Below are 19,465 nucleotides of genomic sequence, written 5' to 3'. Positions count from 1 at the left end.
GTGCGCGACCCCACGGTCGCCGCCCTGGGGGACGCTGCCCTGATGGGGGGAATGTGCCTCCCGCCGGGCCTGCTCAAACCGCGGTGCAGCACCGGGATGTGCCCGCCGATTCGCCGCGTGAGACAGTTGTGTCTCATCTGCGACACGACTGTCTTCTGGAGTGCTCATGACCCCCCGTGACGAGGCCCGCGACGCGGCCCGCCGCCACCTCAACGAGGACCCGACGCTCAGCCTCGGCGACCTCGCCGCCCGGATGGGCATCGCCCGCGCGACGCTGCACCGGCACTTCTCCACCCGCGAGGCGCTCCTGACCGAGATCGGCCGCGCCTCGCTGGACAGCTGGGAGGCCTCCCAGCGTCGTTGTGAGCAGCAGGCGGCCATCGACTCGGGCGACCCGGGCCGCCTGCGGGCCTGCGTCGAGGCCCACCTGCGTGACTGCGTGGTCGACGCCGAGGAGTTCGGCTTCGCCCTCACCGACCACTTCCTGTCCCACTCGGCCGAGCTGGTCGAGCGGGCCGCCGCCCTCGAGCGTCTCGACGTCGCGCTCTACGCGGCCGCGCAGCAGGCCGGCGTGCTGCGCCCCGACCTCCCCGCCGCCTGGCTCAGCCACGCGGTGTGGGGCCTGATGCTCGGCTCGCGCAACGCCCTGCGCGGCGGCGACGTCGCCCGGCGTCAGCTCGAGGACATCGTGGTGTCCACCTTCCTGGACGGGGCGGCCGCGCGATGAGCCACACCCGCACCCCGGCGTCCCCGACGACCGGTCCTCCGCTCTCCCGACGCCGCCGCTGGGCCGGGCTCGCGGTGCTCAGCGCCAGCCTGCTGGTGGTCGTGATGGACATGACCATCCTCAACCTGGCGCTGCCCTCCATCACCCGCGACCTCGAGCCCGGCTCGGTCGAGCTGCTCTGGATGGTCGACGCCTACCCGCTGGCGCTCGCCGGGCTGCTGGTCACCGCCAGCGTGCTCGCCGACCGCTGGGGGCGGCGCCGGATGCTGATGGCCGGCTTCGCCGTCTTCGCCCTGGCCTCGCTGGGCGCTCTCGTGGTGACCGGCCCGCTGGGCCTGATCGCGGTCCGTGCCCTGCTCGGCGTCGGCGGGGCGATGATCATGCCGACGACGCTGTCGCTGGTGCGCACCCTCTTCACCGACCCCCGCGAGCGGGCCACCGCCCTCGGCGTGTGGGGCTCGACCGCGGCCGTGGGCGCCGCCCTGGGCCCGATCGCCGGCGGCGTGCTCCTCGAGCACTGGAGCTGGCCGGCCGCCTTCCTGGTCAACGTCCCCGTCATGGCGCTGGCCCTGGTGGCCGCGGCGCTCCTCCTGCCCGAGAGCCGCTCGGCCGACCCCGGGGTGCTCGACCCGGCTTCGGTCGCCCTCTCGGTGCTGGGCATGGTCGGGTTCGTGTACGCCGTCAAGCAGCTCGCCGAGGACGGGCTCGAGGCGTTGCCGCTCGCGGCGCTCCTGATCGCGCTCGCCCTGCTCGTCCTCTTCGCCCGCCGCAACCTGGTCCTGGCCCACCCGATGCTGGAGGTGCGGCTGCTGGGCCAGCGCAGCTTCAGCGCCGGGGTGCTCACGGCGCTGGTCACCAGCATCGCGATGGCCGCGCTCTTCCTGCTGGTCAGCCAGTGGCTGCAGCTGGTGCAGGGCTGGTCGCCGCTGCGCTCGGGCCTCGCGCTGCTCCCGGCCGCGGTCACCGGGGTGCTGGCCGGCCCCTTCGCACCCGCCGTGGCCGCACGCACCGGCGCCCGCGCGGTGCTCGTGGGCGGGCTGGTCTCGGGCGGCCTCGGCTTCACGCTCATCGGGCTCCTCCCCCAGCCCCTGCCGTACGCCGGCGTCGCCGCCGGACTGGGCCTCGTGGGACTGGGCACCGCCTCGCTCGCGGTCGCCTCGGCGGTGATCATGTCGGCGGCGCCCACCGACCACGTCGGCAGCGCGGCCGCGATCGAGGAGTCCAGCTACGAGCTCGGCGCTGTGCTCGGCGTGGCCGTGCTGGGCAGCCTCGCCGCGGCGGTCTACCGGGCCGGGCTGCCGGCCGGCGGTCTCGACACCCTGTCGCCCGCCGACGCGGCGGCCGCGCGCGAGTCGGTCGGCGGGGCCGCCGAGGTCGCGGCCCGGTCGGGGCCCGACGGCGCCGGGCTGCTCGCCACGGCACAGGAGGCCTTCACCGAGGCGCTGGCCGCCACCGGCCTGGCCGGTGGCGTGCTGATGCTGGTGGCGGCACTCGTCGTGGCGCGGCTCGCGCCCCGCGACCTCGACGTCTCCGCCGGGCACTGACGAGCGGCCCCCATCCGGCGCCCCCGGTCCCGGCACCCGGCCTCAGCCGAAGAAGACCTCGGCCTCGGCGTACTCGGCGGGGCTGACGGTCTTGAGCTCGCCGGTGCCCTCGTGCAGCGGCACCCGGTCGATGCGGGTGCCGCGCAGCGCCATCATGGTGCCGAAGTCGCCGTCGGCGACGGCGTCGGCGGCCTGCAGGCCGAAGCGGGTGGCCAGCCAGCGGTCGAAGGCGGTGGGGGTGCCGCCGCGCTGGATGTGGCCCAGCACGACCGCGCGGGCCTCCTTGCCGGTGCGCTGCTCGATCTCGTGGGCCAGCCGGTCGCCGATGCCCCCGAGGCGCACGTGGCCGAACGAGTCCTTCTCGCCCGACGAGAGCGTCATGTCGCCGCCGTCCTTGGGCACCGCGCCCTCGGAGACCACGATGATCGGGGCGTACTCGCTGCCGAAGCGGGTCTGCACGTGGTCGCAGACCGCGTCGATGTCGAAGGGCTGCTCGGGGATCAGGATGGCGCTGGCGCCGCCGGCCATGCCGGAGTGCAGGGCGATCCAGCCGGCGTGGCGGCCCATCACCTCGACGACCAGCACCCGGTGGTGCGACTCCGCGGTGGTGTGCAGCCGGTCGATGGCCTCGGTGGCGATGTTGACGGCCGTGTCGAAGCCGAACGTGAAGTCGGTGCCCGACAGGTCGTTGTCGATGGTCTTGGGCACGCCCACCACCGAGACGCCCGCGTCGGCGAGCTTGGTGGCGACCCCCAGGGTGTCCTCGCCGCCGATCGCGACGAGCGCGTCGACGCCGTCGGCGGCCAGGTTGGCCCGGATCCGCTCCACCCCGTCGTCGATCGCGAACGGGTTGGTGCGCGAGGAGCCCAGGATCGTGCCGCCCCGGGGCAGGATGCCGCGGCACTCCTCGATGCCCAGCGGCATGGTCAGGCCCTCGAGCGGCCCCTTCCACCCGTCGCGGTAGCCGATCAGCTCGAACCCGTGGTCACGCACCCCACGGCGCACGACGGCGCGGATCACGGCGTTGAGGCCGGGGCAGTCCCCGCCTCCGGTCAGGACTCCGACTCGCATGCCTCGACCCTAGTCGCGCCGGGCTCAGGCGGCCATCACCTCGCTGCGGTTGGTCACCCGGGCCGCCGCCAGCGGCAGCACCCGGCCCAGCCGCAGCGCCACCAGGGCACCCACCAGGGCGACCCCCGCGAGGACGGTCCAGATCGGCCAGGCGCCCCGGTCGAGCAGCCAGGCGAAGCCGACCGGCGCGACGGTGCCGGCCACGTTCCAGGTCAGCTGCACCAACGAGAGGTAGCGACCGCGCAGGTGCTCCGGGGCGGCCTCCGCCGACAGGGCGGCGTGCACCGGGCCGCCGAGCAGCTCGCCGCCGGTGAAGACCACCGAGCCCAGCAGCAGCGCGACCACCGCCAGACCCACCGGCAGCGCGCCGGCCAGCAGCATCGCGGCGTACGACGCGGCGAAGGTGCAGTGCGCCAGCAGCAGCACCCGCCACCGTCGGGCGCCGGTCATCGACCGCACCACCAGGCCCTGCCCCAGGCCGACCAGCACGGTGTTGAGGGTGAAGACGGTGCCGGTGACCCAGCCCGGCAGCCCCAGCACCGTCGTCGCGTAGACGGGCAGCGCGACGTTGAGCACCATCATCGACAGGGCGTAGGCCAGCTGGCCGACCAGCAGCAGCCGGTAGGGCCGGTCGCGCAGCACGGTGCCCCACGAGCCGGGCTCGGGGCGGTGCCCGCTCGAGGCCGTCGCCGGCACCGAGAGCAGCAGCGCGAAGGCCACGGCGTACGACGCGGCGTTGACCACGACGATCGCGGCGTACGCCCTCGGGGTGCCGACGGTGATGGCGAGCCCCGCCGCCAGGCCTCCGAGGGCGAAGCCCACGTTGCGCAGCGCCCCCAGGAAGCCGAACCACCGCTCCCGCTCCCCCGGCCGCGAGATCGCCGCCACGATGGTGCCGTAGGAGCCCCAGAAGGCGGTGCGGCCCAGCGTCACCACGACCGTCCAGACGACGACCGCGGCGAAGGACTCGGTGAGCAGGTAGGCCAGGAAGCCCAGGCCCTGCAGGGCGTTGCCGGCCAGCAGCACGCTCTTGGCACCGAACCGGTCGACCACCCCGCCCAGCAGCGGCCCGACGGGCAGCGCGACGAGGGCCGCCAGCGACAGGGCGGCCCCGACCTCGACGAGGTCGAGCGGCGTGGTGGCCAGGAAGTAGAGGAGCGAGACCGGCATGAAGACCCCGCTGCCGACCGCGTCGATCCCGATGGCTGTCACGAAGCGGCGGTGGTCCCCGAGAGAGGGCCAGCCCAGGCGCTCGGCCCAGGTGGTCATGTGTGGCACGCGAGGCATCCTCACAGCCCGGTCCGGCCACCGTCGACCTGTCCCCGGATCGCTAGAGTCCCGGCATGACCTTCTCGATCGTGGCCCGCTCCGCCGACGGTGAGTCCTGGGGGGTGGCGGTGGCCTCGAAGTTCCTGGCCGTCGGCAGCGCCGTCCCGGCCGCCGTGGCGCAGGTGGGCGCCATCGCCACCCAGGCCGACGCCAACGTGGCGTTCAAGGGACTGGCCCTCGCGCACCTCGACGAGGGCGCCACCGCCCCCGTCGCCCTCGACCGGCTGCTCGAGGAGGACGAGGGTCGCGACCACCGCCAGGTCGGCATCGTCGACGTCGACGGCGGCGCAGCCACCTTCACCGGCCCGGCCTGCCTCGACTGGGCGGGCGGGCGCAGCGGCGAGGGCTACGCGCTGCAGGGCAACGTGCTGGCCGGCGAGCAGGTGCTCGAGGCGATGGAGCAGGCCTTCCTCGGCAGCGACCCCGACGCCCCGCTCGGCACCCGGCTGCTCGCGGCCCTGCACGCCGGCGACCGCGCCGGGGGCGACCGCCGCGGACGCCAGTCGGCGGCCCTGCTGGTGGTGCGCGACGAGGCCGGCTACGGCGGGCTCGACGACATCGAGGTCGACCTGCGCGTCGACGACCACACCGACCCCGTGGTCGAGCTCGCCCGGCTGCTCGAGCTCAACGAGCTCTACCTGACCGCCTCCACCGACGAGGAGAAGGTGCCGGTCACCCCCGACCTCGAGGCCGAGCTCGAGCGGTTCGCCGCCGACGCCGGCCACCGCGACTTCCACGCCTGGGTCGGCACCGAGAACTACGAGATGCGGGTCGCCCCCGACCTGTCCTGGATCGACCGGCGCATCCTGGCGGTGGTGCGCGGCGGCGCCGCGTGACGACCTGCGTGCTGGCGGTCCACGCCGCCACCACCGGCGTCACGGCGGCCGCCGTCGACGCCACCGGCGCCGTCCGGGCGCGGGGCCACCGCGAGCTGGCGCAGCACCGACCCGCCCCGGGGCAGGTCGAGCACGCCCCCGAGGAGATCTGGCAGGCCGTGCTGGGCGCGGTCCGCGAGGTGCTCGACCGGGTCCAGGCCGGCGAGCTGGCCTCGGTCGCGATCACCAACCAGCGCGACACGGTGCTGCTGTGGGACCGCGAGACGCTGGGCTCGCCGCGGCGGGCGGTCGCCGGGCAGGACCGGCGTACGGGTGAGGTGTGCGAGCGGCTGCGTGCCGCAGGTCACGAGGCCCGCGTCGCCGAGCTGACCAGCCGGGGCCTCTCCCCCGGCGCCCCCGGCCCCACCCTGGCCTGGCTGGCCGAGCACGAGCCACGCACCTGGGCGCTGGTCGAGGAGGGCCGGTACGCCGTCGGCACGCTCGACTCCTACCTGGTGGCGCGGATGACCCGCGGGCTCGAGCACGTCACCGACGTCTCCAACGCCTCGCGCACGCTGCTGCACGACCTGGGCTCCGGCGACTGGTCCGCCGAGCTGTGCGGCGTCTTCGGCGTGCCGCTCGACGCGCTGCCGGAGGTCGTCCCGAGCGGGGGCGAGGTCGCCCGCACCGACCCGCGCGTGTTCCTCGGCCTGGCGCTGCCGGTCGCCGGCCTCGTCGCCGACCGGTCCGCGACGCACCTCGGCCTGGCCGGCCTCGGCGCCGGTGACGCCTCGTGGGACGACACCGCCTCGAGCCTCCTGGTCACCACCGGCCGCCGGCTGGTGCGCTCCGCGGGAGCGCTCACCACCGCGGTGTGGCGCTCCCCCGACGGCACCGACACCTTCGCCCTGGAGGTCACGACCGGCGCCGACCGCTCGTCGGAGTCATGGTCCGGCCTGCGCGACGCGGCCCCCGACCTCGTCTCGCTGCGCGTCGAGCACGACGCCGACGAACGGCTCTGCCAGGACCTGGGCCACCGGCTGGGTCTCGACGTGCACCGCGCCGGTTCGCCCGACGCCGCCGCCCTGCGCGGCGCCGCCCTCCTCGCCCGCACCCCCTGACCCGGCCTGAACTTCGCGCTGACCCGTCCCGAATCCCCCGCTGACCCGGCCCGAACTTCGCGCTGAGCCGGCCCGGATCTCACCTTTAGCCGCACCCAACACCGGGTGGGTCCATGCGATGCGTACCGATGCGGGTTCGGGCCGGGTGGGCGGGAAGTTCAGGCCGGGTCGGCGGGAAGTTCAGGCCGGGTGGGCGGGAAGTTCGGGCCGGGTGGGCGGGAAGTTCGGGCCGGGTCAGCGGGGGTCGAGGGCGGTGAGGGCGGCCGCGGCGCGGTCGCGCTCGGCCTGGGCGTCCTCGAGGGCGGCCTGGGCCTCGTCCCGCTCCTCCTCCGCCCCGCCGAGCTCGTCGTCGACCTCGTCGCTGGCCTCCTCGAGCTCCGCGAGGCGCCGGCGCAGCTCGTCGATCTCCGACTGCACCTGCAGGCTGCGCGCCTCCAGCTCCTCCACCCGCTGCCCGGCCTCCTCGCGAGCCTCCCGCGCCGCGGCCAGCTCCTCGTCGGCGGCGTCGAGCTCGTCCTGGGCGGCGGCGCGGGCCTTCGCCTCCGCCTCCGGGTCCGGTACGACGCGCAGCTCGGGTCGCGGGGGCGCCTCGGGCGGGGCGGCGGCCGGGGCCTCGAAGCCGAGCGCCTGCGGCAGCGCGAGCGCCCCGGCGACGTCGACGTCGTCCATGCCCGTGGTCTCCAGCGGGGCCACCAGCAGGCCGCTGCGCACGGCCCGGGCGCACTCGGCGTCGACCATCGCGGCGGTGAGGGTGGCCTGCACCTGCTCGGCCACGGCCTCGGTGACCCGCAGCCCGTGCTCGCGCGCCAGGCCCCGCGCGGTGGTGGTGACCGCCGCGGTCAGCTGGCGGCGCTGCCGGGTCAGGCTGCGCAGCTCGTCGGCCGACATCGACTCCTGGGCCTCGCGCAGCGCGGCGCCCACCGAGAGCACCTGCTCGACCTGCTCGGTCTCGTGGCGCACCAGCAGGTCGACGACCCACGCCGCGGTGGTGGGCTTGCGCAGGGCCTTGAGGTCGCGGGCCAGGTCGGTGCCGCGGTGCTGCTTGACCAGCGCGTCGCGGGCGGCGGTGAACTCGCCCAGCGGCAGCGAGTAGAGCTGCTCGGCGAGGTCGAGCAGCCCCGGCTCGTCGCCGGTCTCGTCACTCATCGTCGTCGAGGCCGCGCTCGATCGCCCACCGGGTGAGCTCGACGCGGTTGTGCATCTGCAGCTTGCGCAGCGTGTTCTGCACGTGGTTCTGCACAGTGCGGTGCGAGAGCACCAGCCGCTCGGCGATCTGCTTGTAGGACCAACCCTTCGCGACCATCCGCAGCACCTCGGTCTCGCGCTCGGTCAGCTCGGGGTGCCCGTCGCCCGGGTCGTCGGCGGGGGTGTCGGAGAGGCGGCGGTACTCCCCCAGCACCAGCCCGGCCAGGCCGGGGGTGAAGACGGGGTCGCCGGCGGCGACGGCGGCGACCGCGGCCAGCAGCTCGGTCCGTGAGGCCGACTTGACCAGGTAGCCGGTGGCGCCGGCCTTCACCGCGGCCAGCACGTCGGCCTGCTCGCCCGAGGCGGAGAGGATCAGCACCCGGGCCGAGGGGTCGACGCGCAGCACCTCGGCGGCGACCTCGACGCCCGAGGGCCCGGGGATCTGCAGGTCGAGGACCACCACCTCGGGTCGGGCGGCCGGGAACCGCGCCAGTGCCTCGTCGCCGGTGGCCGCCACCGCGACCACGTCGTGGCCGGCGGCGGCGAGGTCACGCTCGACCGCGTCGCGCCACATCGGGTGGTCGTCGACGACCATCACGCGCAGGGCGGTGGTGGACCCGGTGGGCTCAGCGTCGGACGGTGTGACCTCGGTCATGGCGCCGACCCTATTCGGATCCCTGGGCCGACCCCTGGGCGGATCCCTGGCCAGATCCCTGGCCAGGCCCGGCGCCGAGCCGCAGGTAGCGCCCCCGTCGGTGACCCAGCGCCCCGCCGGGCCCGTCGTCGTCGCCGACCTCCACGTGCGCGAGGCGGCAGGTGACCTCGAGCGACCAGCCGACCTCGCGCCGGCCCACCAGCTCGACGCCGGCCCAGGTCGGCGCCGAGAGCAGCCGCGGCCCCCACTCGGTCTGCTCGAAGTCGGCCAGCCGGAACGGCCCGCCAGGCGCCGGGGCGGTGCCGGCGAAGGCGTCGGCCAGGTAGCGGTGCTCCCAGGCCAGCAGCGAGACCACCGCGCGCCCGGTGTCGAGCAGGGTGTCGGTGAGGTCGGCGTCGGGGTCGAGCAGCGCGAGCAGGCTGGGCTCCTCGCCGTGCGCGAGCATCTGCGAGGTCACGGTCAGCCCGTCGCGCAGCGCGCCCTCGCCCGCGGCCCACAGGCTGACGGCGCCGCCGAGCCGGCCGCGGAGGCGGCGTACGGGGTCGGGATCGGGGTCGGCGAAGGGGTGCGAGTCGTGGATGGTCATCGCGGCACCACCAGCTCCCACTCGGTGCCGAAGCCGCCGGTGCTCAGGGTCGCGGTGCCGCCGAGGTCGTCGAGGCGACCGCGCACCGAGCCGCTGACGCCGAGCCGCCCCTCGCCGACGGCCTCGTCGAGGCGCCCCTCGGGTATGCCGGGCCCCTCGTCGCGCACCGACACCTCGACCCGGTCGGGCAGCGCCTCGAGCAGCACCCACGAGCGCGGGGGCGCGCCGTCGTCGCCGACCGGCACGTGCCGCGCCACGTTGTCGAGGCACGCACCGACCGCGGCGACGAGCTCACCGGTCGTGTGCGCGTCGAGGAGCACCGGCTCGGCCGGCACCGCCACCTCGACCCCGGGACGACGTCCGAGCGCGGCCAGCTCGGAGGCCAGGTCGAGCAGCACCGGGCCTCCAGGACCCCCGGGACCCCCAGCACCGCCGGTCGCCCCGGCCGCGTCCTGGCTCCGGATCAGCCCGCGCAGCACGTCCTCCTGCTCACCGGCCAGCCGCGCCAGCTCCTCGCCCTGCCCGCCCAGCTCGTGCCCGCGGCGCTGCACCAGCGCCAGGACCTGCAGCACGCCGTCGTGCACCGCGCGGGCCAGCCGGGTGCGCTCGGCCGCGGTGGCGGCGGCCCGCTCGGCGCGGTCGCGCTCGACGGCCATCTGCTGCAGCGACCCGGCCATGTAGCCGACCACGGGGCCGCCGATGAGCAGCAGGAAGATGTTGCCGTAGACCGACTGGCTGACGTCCTGGCGCACGGCCAGGTCGGTGCCGGCCAGCACCAGCCCGGCGACCAGCCCGCCCTGCCAGCGCAGGTGCACCGCCCAGGCCAGCAGCGCCGTCATCACCCAGAAGCCGGGCACCGAGGCGTTGAAGTCGGGACCCTTGACCAGCGGGCTGCTGACCAGCGCCACGACGGCGATGCCCAGGTCGGTGCCCAACAGTGCCCAGCCGCGCCGGGCGTGGTCGGCGTAGAGGTGCCAGGCCAGCACGGTCCAGACCACGAGCGCCGCGACCACGCCCAGGCCGAGCACGGGGCGGTCGAAGTTGTCGTAGCGGTAGACGTTGAGCGCCACCGTGTTGGCCAGCACGACCCAGCGCAGCCAGGCCAGGGCCTGGAAGAGCCGGTCCTCGACGGCCACGGCCGCCGGGTGGTCGGGGTCGGCCGTGCCGGGCCGGGTGCGGCCGGGCAGTGCCAGGCTCAGCCGGGTCAGGACGCCTTCTTCTGCTCGCCGGCGGCCTGCGCCGCGGCGGCGGCGTCGGCCTTCTTCGACTCCTCCTTGGCGCGGGCGGCGTACATGTCGACGTACTCCTGGCCCGAGAGCCGCATGATCTCGTACATGATCTCGTCGGTGATCGAGCGCAGGATGTAGCGGTCGTTCTCGAGGCCCTCGTAGCGCGAGAAGTCCAGGGGCTTGCCGAAGCGCACCACGGGCCGGGTGAAGGCGCCGAACTTCTTGCCCGGCGGGGCCACCACGTCGGTGCCCACGACGGCCACCGGGACCACCGGCACGCCCGTCTCGAGCGCGAGGCGCGCCACGCCGGTCTTGCCGCGGTAGAGCTTGCCGTCGTGGGAGCGGGTGCCCTCGGGGTAGATGCCGAAGAGGCCGCCCTCGCCCAGCACCCGCTTGGCCGAGAGCAGCGCGCCGGCCGCGGCGTCGGCGCCGGAGCGGTCGATCGGCACCTGGCCGGAGCCGGAGAAGAACGTCTTCTGCAGCCAGCCCTTCAGGCCGGTGCCGGTGAAGTACTCCGCCTTGGCCACGAAGGTGACGCGGCGCGAGAGCGTGAGCGGCATGAAGAGCCAGTCGGCGTACGAGAGGTGGTTGCTGGCCAGGATCGCCGGTCCCTCCTCGGGCACGTGCTCGGCGCCCTCGACCTGGGGACGGAAGACCACGCGCAGCAGAGGCCCGATGGCCACCCACTTGAGGAACCAGTAGAACACCGAGACGACCCTCCCCGACCACGTACGACGACTGCCGCTGGGGACTCCTGCGGCGCGCACCAGCCTAGGGCATGATCTCGCGCATGACTCCTGCGTCGGCCCCGCCCGTGCACCCGCTGGCCACCCCGCTCGCCACCGACCCCGACCCGTCGCTGACCGGCGGCCGACGCGTGGGGGTGCTGGTCTGCCACGGCTTCACCGGGCAGCCGGCGTCGGTGAAGCCGTGGGCGCAGGAGCTGGCCGAGCGCGGGTACGCCGTCGAGGTGCCGCGCCTGCCCGGGCACGGCACGACCTGGCAGGACCTCAACGGCTACCGCTGGGAGGACTGGTACGCCGAGGTCCGCGCGGCGCACCGCCGGCTGCTGGAGCGCTGCGACGTCGTGGCGCTCGCCGGGCTGTCGATGGGCGGCGCGCTGGTGCTGCGCCTGGCCGCCGACGTGGAGTCGTCGAGCCAGGTCGCCGGCGTCGTGGTGGTCAACCCGGCCGTGGCCACCAAGCGTCTCGACGTCAAGCTGCTGCCGGTGCTCAAGCACGTGGTGAAGTCCTTCCCCGGCATCACCGACGACATCAAGAAGCCCGGCGTCACCGAGCACGGCTACCCGCGGGCGCCCCTGAAGGCGGTGCACTCGATGATGCGGGCCTGGCCGGTGCTGGTCGCCGACCTGCCGCAGGTCACCGCGCCCGTGCTCTACGCCCGCTCGGCGGTCGACCACGTCGTCGACGAGTCGTCGGAGCCGTTGATCACCTCACGGGTCTCCTCGCGCGACGTGACGGTGCTGCGGCTGCCCGAGAGCTACCACGTGGCCACCCTCGACAACGACCTGCCGCTGCTCGTGGAGGAGACGGCGGCCTTCGTCGCCCGGGTGACCTCGGGCTGAGGCCCACCGCCTACGCTCGAAGGGTGCATCGCGAGGAGGACGACGAGGCCTGGCGCGCGATCGTGGAGAACTTCGGCGAGCGCGCCGAGCTCGACGACGCCGAGCCGGCCCCGGAGACGAGGACGGACCCCGAGCCCGGCCCTGCCCCGGAGCTCGGTCCCGCCCCGGAACCCGCGCCGGAACCGGCCCCGGCTCCCCCGCCGGCACCCGCGCCCCCGGTCGACGACGAGGACCGCTTCGTGCCGCCCGAGCCAGGCCCGTTGCCGGTGCCGGCCCCCGACCGCGGCATCGCCTGGATGGGCGTCTTCGGCGCCCCGGTGGTGCTGCTGGTCTCGCTGCTGGCCGGCATCGACCTGCCGCGCTGGGTCGGGTGGCTGATGGTGGCCTGGTTCGTGGGCGGCTTCGTCTACCTGGTGCACCAGATGCCCCGCGAGCCGCGCGACCCCTGGGACGACGGCTCCCGGGTCTGACCCCGGCAGAGCCGGTTCAGCCGCGCGGTCGCGCGTGCCGGCCCAGGCCCTCGCGCACCAGGTCGGCGGCGCCGACCACCCCGGCCTCGGGGCCGTAGCGCGCCCGCAGCAGCGGCGGCACGACCCGGTGCTGGGCGCCGACGAGCGAGCGGCCCAGCGCCTCCCGCGCCGGCTCGAGCAGCAGGTCGCCCGCGGCCGAGACCCCGCCGCCGACGACCACGACGCTGGGGTCGAGGCCCGCGACGAGGTTGGCCACCCCGAGGCCCAGCCACTCCCCGATCTCGGCGTACGCCGCCAGCGCGGCGGGGTCGCCGGCGCGGGCGGCGTCGGTGACCATCGGGCCGGTCAGCGCGGCCGGGTCGCCGCCGCAGGCCGCCGCCAGCGGACCGTCGGGGCCGAGCCCGGCGCGGGCGGCGCGCACCAGCGCGTTGCCGCTGCAGTACTGCTCCCAGCAGCCGCGCCCGCCGCACTCGCAGTCGCGGCCCCCGGGCACGACCCGGGTGTGGCCGAACTCGCCGGCCATGCCGTTGCGGCCGCGGTGCAGCACCCCACCGACCACGACCGCGCCACCGATGCCGGTGCCCAGCGTCAGCACCACCGCGTCGGCGGCGCCCATCGCCGAGCCGTGCGCCGACTCGGCGCGGGCCACGCAGTTGGCGTCGTTGTCGAGGAAGACCGGCACGCCCCACCGGTCGGTGAGCCGGGCGCGGACCTGGTGGCCGCGCCAGGGCAGGTGCGGCGCGAAGGCCACCCGCTCGCCGGCGGCGTCGACGAAGCCGGCGGCGGCCAGGCCGACGCCGGCCACGCGGCGACCGTCGGCGACCTCGTGCACGGCCTCGCTCAGCGCGTCCTCGAGCAGCGCGACGTCGACGCGGCGCCCGGGGGTGGCCCGGTGGGCGACCCGCGAGACGCTGCCGTCGATGGCCACCTCGGCGGCCATCACCTTGGTGCCGCCGACGTCGACGCCGATCACGACGGGGCGCAGGGCGCCCGAGCCCGCCTGCAGGAGCGACACGACCGGCTCAGACGCGGGCGAGGTCGGCCGCGCCGATGAGGCCGGCGCGGTTGCCCAGGCGGGCCTTGCGGACCTCGAGGCTGGGCCGGTGGCCGCGACCGGTGAGCTGGGCGGCGAACGCGGCGCGGATCGGGTTGAGCAGCAGGTCGCCGGCTTCGCTGACTCCCCCGCCGATCACCACGGCGGCCGGGTCGAGCACGGCGGTCAGCGACGCGATGCCCTCGCCGAGCCAGCGGCCGAGGTCGGCGAGCTGCTCGACGGCGAACGGGTCTCCGGCGCGGGCGGCCTGGGTGATGAGGGGGCCGGTGATGGCCTCGGGGTCGCCGCCGGCGAGGTCGAGCACCTCGCGGGCCAGGAGCGAGCCGCCGGCCGCGGCCGCGCGGGCCTCGCGCACCAGCGCCGAGCCGGAGCCGTACTGCTCGAAGCAGCCCCGGTTGCCGCAGCCGCACAGGATCCCGTTGGGCACGACGCGCATGTGGCCGATCTCGGCACCGACGCCGAAGGCGCCGCGGTGCAGCGCGCCGTCGAGCACGATGCCGCCGCCGACGCCCGTGCCGACGGTGACCAGCAGCAGGTCCTCGACGTCGTGGCCGGCGCCGAAGCGGAACTCGCCCCAGGCGGCGGCGTTGGCGTCGTTCTCGATGACCACCGGCAGGTCGAGGCGGCGCTCCAGGTCGGCGCGCATCTCCACGTCGCGCCAGGCGATGTTGGGCGCGAACATGACCACCGAGCGCGAGCGGTCGACGTACCCGGCCGCCCCCACGCCCACGGCGCGCACGTCGTGGCGCGAGCGCAGCTCGCGCACCAGGCCGGCGACGGCCTCCTCGATCGCCTCCTCCGAGCTGGCCGGCGAGACCACGCGCAGCTCCTCGAGGATGGTGCCCTCCTCGTCGACGACACCGCCGGCGATCTTGGTGCCGCCGATGTCGATGCCGCAGGTCAGGCTCATGGGAGGTCTCCGGGGTCGGTGCGGGGCTCGGGCTCGTGGTCGGGTTCGGGCTCGTCGTCGTCGAGGTCGATCGTCTCGACGTCGCGTCCGCGCCCCGACGGCGGGGTGGTCGCCATCAGCGCCGCGGCCGCCTGCACCAGCGACGAGGCGGCGGCGCCGAGGTGCGCGCGGACCTCGGGGCTGACCTGGCGCACGGCGTGCACGCCCCGGCAGACCGGGCACCAGCGGCACTCGGGCGCGCCGGTGGCGAGGTTGTCGTCGAGGGCGCCGGCCAGGTGGTCCTGCACCTGTGCAGCGGCCTCGGCGGCGTGCCCGGCCAGCCCGGTGAGGTGGGAGCCGAGGTCGTGCAGGTCGCCCTGCGCCGCCCTGGCCCCGGCCGCGCCGAGGTCGCCGAGGTCGCCGGCCTGGTCCTGGGCCCAGTCGGTGAGGGCGCCGAAGAGCTTGGCGGCCTCCTCCGCGAGGGAGCCGACGTCCTCGCCGCTCCGGTCACGGGCGTCGCCGCCGGTGGCCTGCTCGTCGCTCACCGCGCCGCCTCCTGTCGTACGCCGCCCGCGGCGGCCTGCTGCTCGGGCTCGACGAAGCGCACCCGCAGGCCACCGGCCTCGACCCGCGCCCCGGCCACGCGCAGGCGGGCCAGCCCGGCGGGCAGGGTCAGCAGCCGGCGGTAGGACCCGACGGTGACCACGAGCTCGTCGCCGTTGCGGGCCAGGTCGACCTCGGCGCGGGTCACCAGCGGCAGCGCGAGGCGCAGCAGCGCCCCACCTGCGGTGCGCTCGACGCTGAAGGGTCCCGGCCCGGTGGGCACGGCCAGCGGGTCGGCACCGGCGTACACCTGCTCGGCGAGCCGGCGCAGCGCCTCGACGCCGACCGGCTCCTCGGCGCGGTACTCGGAGCGCCACACGGGCAGCCCGGCGAAGGACTGGTCGACCTCCTCGAGCACCGCCGCCTGCGAGGCCACCCAGCCGGCGCGCCAGTCGTCGCCCTCGGCGCTGGGGAAGACGCGGTTGGCCACGACGCCGTCGACGCGGTAGCCGAAGAGCGAGAGGTGGGTCCAGCTGCGGCGGGCCTCGGCGAGCACGACCTTCTCGGGGGTGAGCACCACCCGCACGCTGGCCTCGGGGCCCGAGAGCAGGGTGCGGACCTCGTCGAGCTCGGCGTGCAGCCGCTCGATCGCGTCGAAGACGCCGTCGCCGGGCATCGGCACCCCCACGCTGCGGGTCAGCACCGGCTTGAGGGCCTTGATGATGCGCCGCTCGGCGGGGAAGACGCGTTGCATGTACCAGCCCAGCGCCTCGGGCAGCGCGAGCAGGCGCAGCGTCTCGGCGGTGGGGGCGCAGTCGACGACCACGACGTCCCAGCGCCCCGACAGCGCCTGCTGGCGCAGCTCGAGCAGGGCCAGCACCTCCTCGGCGCCCGGCAGCACGGTGAGCTCCTCGGCGGCGACCGGGTCGACGCCGGCGGCGTCGAGCACCGACAGCAGGTAGTGCTGCACCTCGGTCCAGGACTGCTGCAGCTTGCGCTGGGCGTCGACCTGCTGCACGTACAGGTGGGGGGCCACCTCGGTGGGCTCGGCGGGCTCGGGCCCGGCGCTCACGCCGAAGGCGTCGGCCAGGGAGTGCGCGGCGTCGGTGGACAGCACCAGCGTGCGGTGCCCGGCGGCCGCGGCGAGCGCCGCGGTGCCCGCGGCGACGGTCGACTTGCCGACCCCGCCCTTGCCGGTGAACAGCAGGATGCGCACGCAGCGGCCCCGCTCAGCCGAGCTGCTCGACGCGCTTCTTCAAGCCCTTCAGCGCCGTGTCGATGAGGATCTTCTCGCCCTTGCGCTTGAGCATGCCGATCAGCGGGATCGACACGTCGAGGGCCAGGCGGTAGGTCACCTCGGTGGCGCCGTCGCGCTCGCGCAGCACGTAGGCGCCGTCGAGCATCCGCAGCATCTTGCCCTCGACGAGGGTCCAGGTGACCTGGCGGTCGCCGTCCCACTCGTAGGCCAGCGTGTACTCGTCCTTGATCGGGGAGACGTCGAGGGAGAAGAAGACCTCGCGGGCGCGGCCGGCCTCGGGGCCCTCGTCGATGGTGGAGCGGACCTCGGCGGTCTTCACGCCCTTGGCCCAGGCGGGGTACGCCGGGAAGTCGGCGATCACGTCCATGACCTGCGCGGCTGTGGCGTCGATCACGATCGACGAGGTGGTCTGCTCGGCCATGTGGCTGCCCCCTGTCCCTCCCGGTGGTGACCCGGGTCTCTCCCCCGAGTGCGCGGCGACTGTACCGGATGGGCCGGCGCCCCCCAGCGGCGGTAACGTGCCGTGCGCGTCCCGCCCCGAGCCGCGGCGGGCGTGCCCGCAGGTGCGGGCATGACCGCGAGCCCGACCGGGCCGGACCGTGAGCAGAGCATGAAGGAGACAGACGTGCGTGAGTTCTCCACGCCCCTGACCATCGAGGTCCCCGCGACCGGCAACCTGACCGACGACGTCGTCGCCAACGCCGAGCAGGCGCCCGACGCGGTGGTCTTCAGCCGTCCGGGCCCCGACGGTGGCGAGTGGCGCGACGTCACGGCCGCGGAGTTCCTCGCGGAGGTGCGCGGGGTGGCCAAGGGCCTGGTCGCGGCCGGCGTCGAGGTGGGCGACCGGGTCGCGCTGATCTCCAAGACCCGCTACGAGTGGACGCTGCTCGACTACGCCATCTGGTTCGCCGGCGCGGTCACCGTGCCGGTCTACGAGACCTCCTCGCAGGAGCAGGTCGGCTGGATCCTCAGCGACTCGGGGGCGCGTGCGGTCGTCGCCGAGGGGGCCGAGCACGTCGCCCGGGTCACTGCCGTGCGCTCCGAGCTCAGCGAGCTCAACCACCTGTGGTCCTTCGCCGACAACGCGGTCGAGGTGCTGACCAGCCTGGGCGCCGACATCGACGACGCCGAGCTGGAGAAGCGGCGTACGAGCGCGACCCCGCTCGACCTGGCGACGCTGATCTACACCTCGGGCACCACCGGGCGCCCCAAGGGCTGCATGCTCACCCACGGCAGCTTCATGTTCGAGCTGACCGTGGCCACCGACGAGCTCGACGCCCTCTTCGAGTCCGAGGGCGCGGCGACGCTGCTCTTCCTGCCGCTGGCCCACGTCTTCGCCCGGATCATCCAGGTCGGCGCGGTCAAGAAGCGGGTCCGCCTGGGCCACAGCTCCGACATCAAGAACCTGCTCGCCGACCTCCAGGTCTTCCGGCCCACCTTCATCCTGGCGGTGCCGCGGGTCTTCGAGAAGGTCTTCAACACCGCCTCGCAGAAGGCGGCGGCCGAGGGCCGGGGCGCCATCTTCGACAAGGCCGCCGAGACCGCGATCGCTTGGTCGCGCGCGCAGGACAAGGGCCGGGTGCCGCTGCGGGTGCGCGCGGCGCACGCGGTCTTCTCGCGGCTGGTCTACGCCAAGCTGCGCGACGCGCTGGGTGGCAGCTGCGAGTTCGCCGTCTCGGGCGGGGCTCCGCTGGGCGAGCGCCTGGGCCACTTCTACCGCGGCATCGGCCTGAGCATCCTCGAGGGCTACGGCCTGACCGAGACGACGGCCGCGCTGTGCGTGAACACCCCCGAGTCGACCCGCATCGGCACCGTGGGGCGCCCGATGCCCGGCACCGCCGTGCGCGTGGCCGACGACGGCGAGCTGCTGTTCCGCGGCGGCCAGGTCTTCGCCGGCTACTGGGGCAACGAGCAGGCCACCGCCGAGTGCCTCGAGGCCGACGGCTGGTTCCACAGCGGCGACGTGGGCGAGGTCGACGACGAGGGCTTCGTGCGCATCACCGGGCGCAAGAAGGAGATCCTGGTGACCGCCGGCGGCAAGAACGTCGCCCCCGCGGTGCTCGAGGACCGCCTGCGCGCGCACGCCCTGGTCGACCAGTGCGTCGTCGTCGGCGACGGCCAGCCCTACATCGCCGCGCTGGTCACCCTCGACCGCGAGGTGCTGCCCGGGTGGGCGCAGGCGCACGGCAAGCCGGCCGACGCCGCAGCGCTCGTCGACGACGCAGACCTGCGCGCCGAGATCGAGAAGGCGGTCGAGGACGCCAACAAGGCGGTCTCGAAGGCCGAGTCGATCCGCAAGTTCGTGCTGCTGCCCGACGAGTGGACCGAGGAGGGCGGCCAGCTCACCCCGAGCCTCAAGCTCAAGCGCTCGGTCGTGATGCGCGAGCAGCGCACCCGCGTCGAGGAGCTGTACGCCGCTCCCCCGGCCTGACCGATCGGCCCCCCGGGGTCTAGTCACACCCGCTCAGTCTTTACCCGTCTGGACCAGTCGTTTCGACCACGCCGTCCACTCGTCGTACCTAGCATGGGGTACGGAGGAGGGCGCACCTGTGTGCGCCCGGGTCGATGGGCGGAGCATGGGGACCTCGCGTCAGTGCGGCCGCCCACGGGAGGAAGAGCACTGATGGATCGTCGACGAGTACTGCTGATCGCCGCTGCGGTGGTCGCAGCCCTGGGCACCGTGCTGGTGCTGGTCTACGTGCAGGGCGCCGACAACCGCGCCCGCGACGCCTACGAGACCACCGAGGTGCTGGTCGCGACCCAGCAGATCGAGCGCGGCGAGACGGTCGCGGCTGCCGCCGCCGGCGGCAAGCTGGCCCTCGCGCCGGTGGCCCGCGGGCAGATCCTGCCCGGCGCCCTGACCACCACCGAGGGCGTCGAGCAGGACGTCGCGATGACCGACATCTTCCCCGGCGAGCAGGTGGTGCCGCAGAAGCTGGGTGCCAGCGCCGTCGAGGAGACCCGCCTGCAGATCCCCGACAAGGGCGACATGGCGATGTCGATCAACCTCACCGACCCCGCCCGGGTGGCCGGCTTCGTCAACCCCGGCTCCGAGGTCGCGATCTTCGTCAACGGCACCGACACCACCACCGGCCAGGCTTACAGCCGGGTGCTGCTGACCCGGGTGACCGTGATCGCGGTCGGCTCGACCACGCCGATCACCACCACCACGACCACCGAGGGCCAGGGCGGCGAGCAGGTCGCCGAGACCCTGCCCCGCACCCTGATCACGCTCTCGGTCAGCCAGCCGCAGATGCAGAAGGTGCTGCTGGGCCAGAGCCAGGGCGAGCTGTCGTTCGCGCTGCTCACCGAGGACTCGAAGGTGAAGCTGACCCCGGCCACCACCCCGCAGAACCTCTTCCAGGGCTGAGCCGCACCCGGCCCCCGCCCGGCTCCCCTCTCCC

The 19,465-nt window shown here is 75.0% G+C and carries 20 protein-coding genes; 8 read left to right on the top strand and 12 right to left on the bottom strand.

Annotated elements, in window-relative coordinates; translation table 11 throughout:
• The first annotated feature begins 166 nt into the window (after positions 1-166).
• Together QWJ41_RS10615 and QWJ41_RS10610 are read left to right on the top strand one after the other, a co-directional pair.
• On the top strand, positions 167-727 hold the full coding sequence (locus tag QWJ41_RS10615; RefSeq protein ID WP_302708022.1) for a TetR/AcrR family transcriptional regulator: 561 nt from the start codon (positions 167-169) through the stop codon (positions 725-727).
• The gene (locus QWJ41_RS10610; RefSeq protein WP_302708021.1) at positions 724-2,271 is read left to right on the top strand and encodes an MFS transporter; all 1,548 of its coding nucleotides are present in this window, start codon (positions 724-726) and stop codon (positions 2,269-2,271) included. Before QWJ41_RS10615 ends, QWJ41_RS10610 begins: the two co-directional genes overlap by 4 nt.
• A 42-nt stretch (positions 2,272-2,313) precedes the next feature.
• Here QWJ41_RS10610 and QWJ41_RS10605 read toward each other — a convergent pair whose 3' ends face one another.
• Both QWJ41_RS10605 and QWJ41_RS10600 read right to left on the bottom strand, forming a co-directional pair.
• The gene (locus tag QWJ41_RS10605) at positions 2,314-3,342 is read right to left on the bottom strand and encodes a 6-phosphofructokinase (protein ID WP_302708019.1); all 1,029 of its coding nucleotides are present in this window, start codon (positions 3,340-3,342) and stop codon (positions 2,314-2,316) included.
• A 24-nt stretch (positions 3,343-3,366) separates the two neighbouring features.
• Positions 3,367-4,611, bottom strand: coding sequence for an MFS transporter (locus QWJ41_RS10600; protein ID WP_302708060.1), 1,245 nt, complete (start codon positions 4,609-4,611; stop codon positions 3,367-3,369).
• A gap of 74 nt (positions 4,612-4,685) precedes the next feature.
• Here QWJ41_RS10600 and QWJ41_RS10595 point away from each other — a divergent pair, with 74 nt between their 5' ends.
• Both QWJ41_RS10595 and QWJ41_RS10590 read left to right on the top strand, forming a co-directional pair.
• Complete coding sequence (locus QWJ41_RS10595) at positions 4,686-5,507, top strand: DUF1028 domain-containing protein (RefSeq protein ID WP_302708017.1); 822 nt, start codon at positions 4,686-4,688, stop codon at positions 5,505-5,507.
• Complete coding sequence (locus QWJ41_RS10590) at positions 5,504-6,607, top strand: FGGY family carbohydrate kinase (RefSeq protein WP_302708015.1); 1,104 nt, start codon at positions 5,504-5,506, stop codon at positions 6,605-6,607. Before QWJ41_RS10595 ends, QWJ41_RS10590 begins: the two co-directional genes overlap by 4 nt.
• Before the next feature lie 234 nt (positions 6,608-6,841).
• Here the strand turns inward: QWJ41_RS10590 and QWJ41_RS10585 are convergent, their stop codons facing one another.
• From QWJ41_RS10585 to QWJ41_RS10565, 5 genes are all read right to left on the bottom strand, one after another.
• The gene (locus QWJ41_RS10585) at positions 6,842-7,753 is read right to left on the bottom strand and encodes a hypothetical protein (protein WP_302708014.1); all 912 of its coding nucleotides are present in this window, start codon (positions 7,751-7,753) and stop codon (positions 6,842-6,844) included.
• Positions 7,746-8,447, bottom strand: a complete 702-nt coding sequence (locus QWJ41_RS10580; protein ID WP_302708013.1) for a response regulator — start codon at positions 8,445-8,447, stop codon at positions 7,746-7,748. Before QWJ41_RS10580 ends, QWJ41_RS10585 begins: the two co-directional genes overlap by 8 nt.
• 10 nt (positions 8,448-8,457) lie before the next feature.
• Positions 8,458-9,033, bottom strand: a complete 576-nt coding sequence (locus QWJ41_RS10575) for a flavin reductase family protein (RefSeq protein ID WP_302708011.1) — start codon at positions 9,031-9,033, stop codon at positions 8,458-8,460.
• A complete protein-coding gene (macS, locus tag QWJ41_RS10570) occupies positions 9,030-10,169 on the bottom strand; it encodes a MacS family sensor histidine kinase (protein WP_302708009.1) in 1,140 nt (379 codons plus the stop codon). Before macS ends, QWJ41_RS10575 begins: the two co-directional genes overlap by 4 nt.
• A gap of 68 nt (positions 10,170-10,237) precedes the next feature.
• On the bottom strand, positions 10,238-10,969 hold the full coding sequence (locus QWJ41_RS10565; protein WP_302708058.1) for a lysophospholipid acyltransferase family protein: 732 nt from the start codon (positions 10,967-10,969) through the stop codon (positions 10,238-10,240).
• An 83-nt stretch (positions 10,970-11,052) separates the two neighbouring features.
• Between QWJ41_RS10565 and QWJ41_RS10560 the strand changes: the two genes are divergently transcribed.
• Complete coding sequence (locus tag QWJ41_RS10560; protein ID WP_302708007.1) at positions 11,053-11,847, top strand: alpha/beta hydrolase; 795 nt, start codon at positions 11,053-11,055, stop codon at positions 11,845-11,847.
• A 23-nt stretch (positions 11,848-11,870) separates the two neighbouring features.
• Positions 11,871-12,317, top strand: coding sequence for a hypothetical protein (locus QWJ41_RS10555; protein ID WP_302708006.1), 447 nt, complete (start codon positions 11,871-11,873; stop codon positions 12,315-12,317).
• 16 nt (positions 12,318-12,333) lie between these two features.
• Here QWJ41_RS10555 and QWJ41_RS10550 read toward each other — a convergent pair whose 3' ends face one another.
• From QWJ41_RS10550 to QWJ41_RS10530, 5 genes are read right to left on the bottom strand one after another with little or no spacing between them, the layout of a single operon-like run.
• Positions 12,334-13,332 carry an ROK family protein gene (locus tag QWJ41_RS10550; protein WP_302708005.1) on the bottom strand — a complete coding sequence of 333 codons (999 nt, stop codon included), beginning with the start codon at positions 13,330-13,332 and terminating at the stop codon, positions 12,334-12,336.
• Positions 13,333-13,339: 7 nt separating this feature from the next.
• Positions 13,340-14,281, bottom strand: coding sequence for an ROK family glucokinase (locus QWJ41_RS10545; protein ID WP_302708004.1), 942 nt, complete (start codon positions 14,279-14,281; stop codon positions 13,340-13,342).
• Positions 14,278-14,805, bottom strand: coding sequence for a hypothetical protein (locus tag QWJ41_RS10540; protein ID WP_302708003.1), 528 nt, complete (start codon positions 14,803-14,805; stop codon positions 14,278-14,280). Before QWJ41_RS10540 ends, QWJ41_RS10545 begins: the two co-directional genes overlap by 4 nt.
• Positions 14,802-16,019 carry an ArsA family ATPase gene (locus QWJ41_RS10535; protein ID WP_302708001.1) on the bottom strand — a complete coding sequence of 406 codons (1,218 nt, stop codon included), beginning with the start codon at positions 16,017-16,019 and terminating at the stop codon, positions 14,802-14,804. The genes QWJ41_RS10540 and QWJ41_RS10535 overlap by 4 nt, the downstream gene beginning before the upstream one ends.
• Before the next feature lie 13 nt (positions 16,020-16,032).
• Complete coding sequence (locus QWJ41_RS10530; protein ID WP_302707999.1) at positions 16,033-16,482, bottom strand: SRPBCC family protein; 450 nt, start codon at positions 16,480-16,482, stop codon at positions 16,033-16,035.
• Between the two features lie 204 nt (positions 16,483-16,686).
• Here QWJ41_RS10530 and QWJ41_RS10525 point away from each other — a divergent pair, with 204 nt between their 5' ends.
• Positions 16,687-18,492, top strand: coding sequence for an AMP-dependent synthetase/ligase (locus tag QWJ41_RS10525; protein WP_302707997.1), 1,806 nt, complete (start codon positions 16,687-16,689; stop codon positions 18,490-18,492).
• A 192-nt stretch (positions 18,493-18,684) separates the two neighbouring features.
• Positions 18,685-19,431, top strand: a complete 747-nt coding sequence (gene cpaB, locus QWJ41_RS10520) for a Flp pilus assembly protein CpaB (protein ID WP_302707996.1) — start codon at positions 18,685-18,687, stop codon at positions 19,429-19,431.
• Positions 19,432-19,465: the final 34 nt, after the last annotated feature.

Source organism: Nocardioides cremeus (genome assembly GCF_030518195.1).
GTDB lineage: Bacteria > Actinomycetota > Actinomycetes > Propionibacteriales > Nocardioidaceae > Nocardioides > Nocardioides cremeus.
The sequence above is the reverse complement of the archived record's forward strand: the minus strand, read 5'-3'. Positions and strand labels throughout refer to the sequence as shown.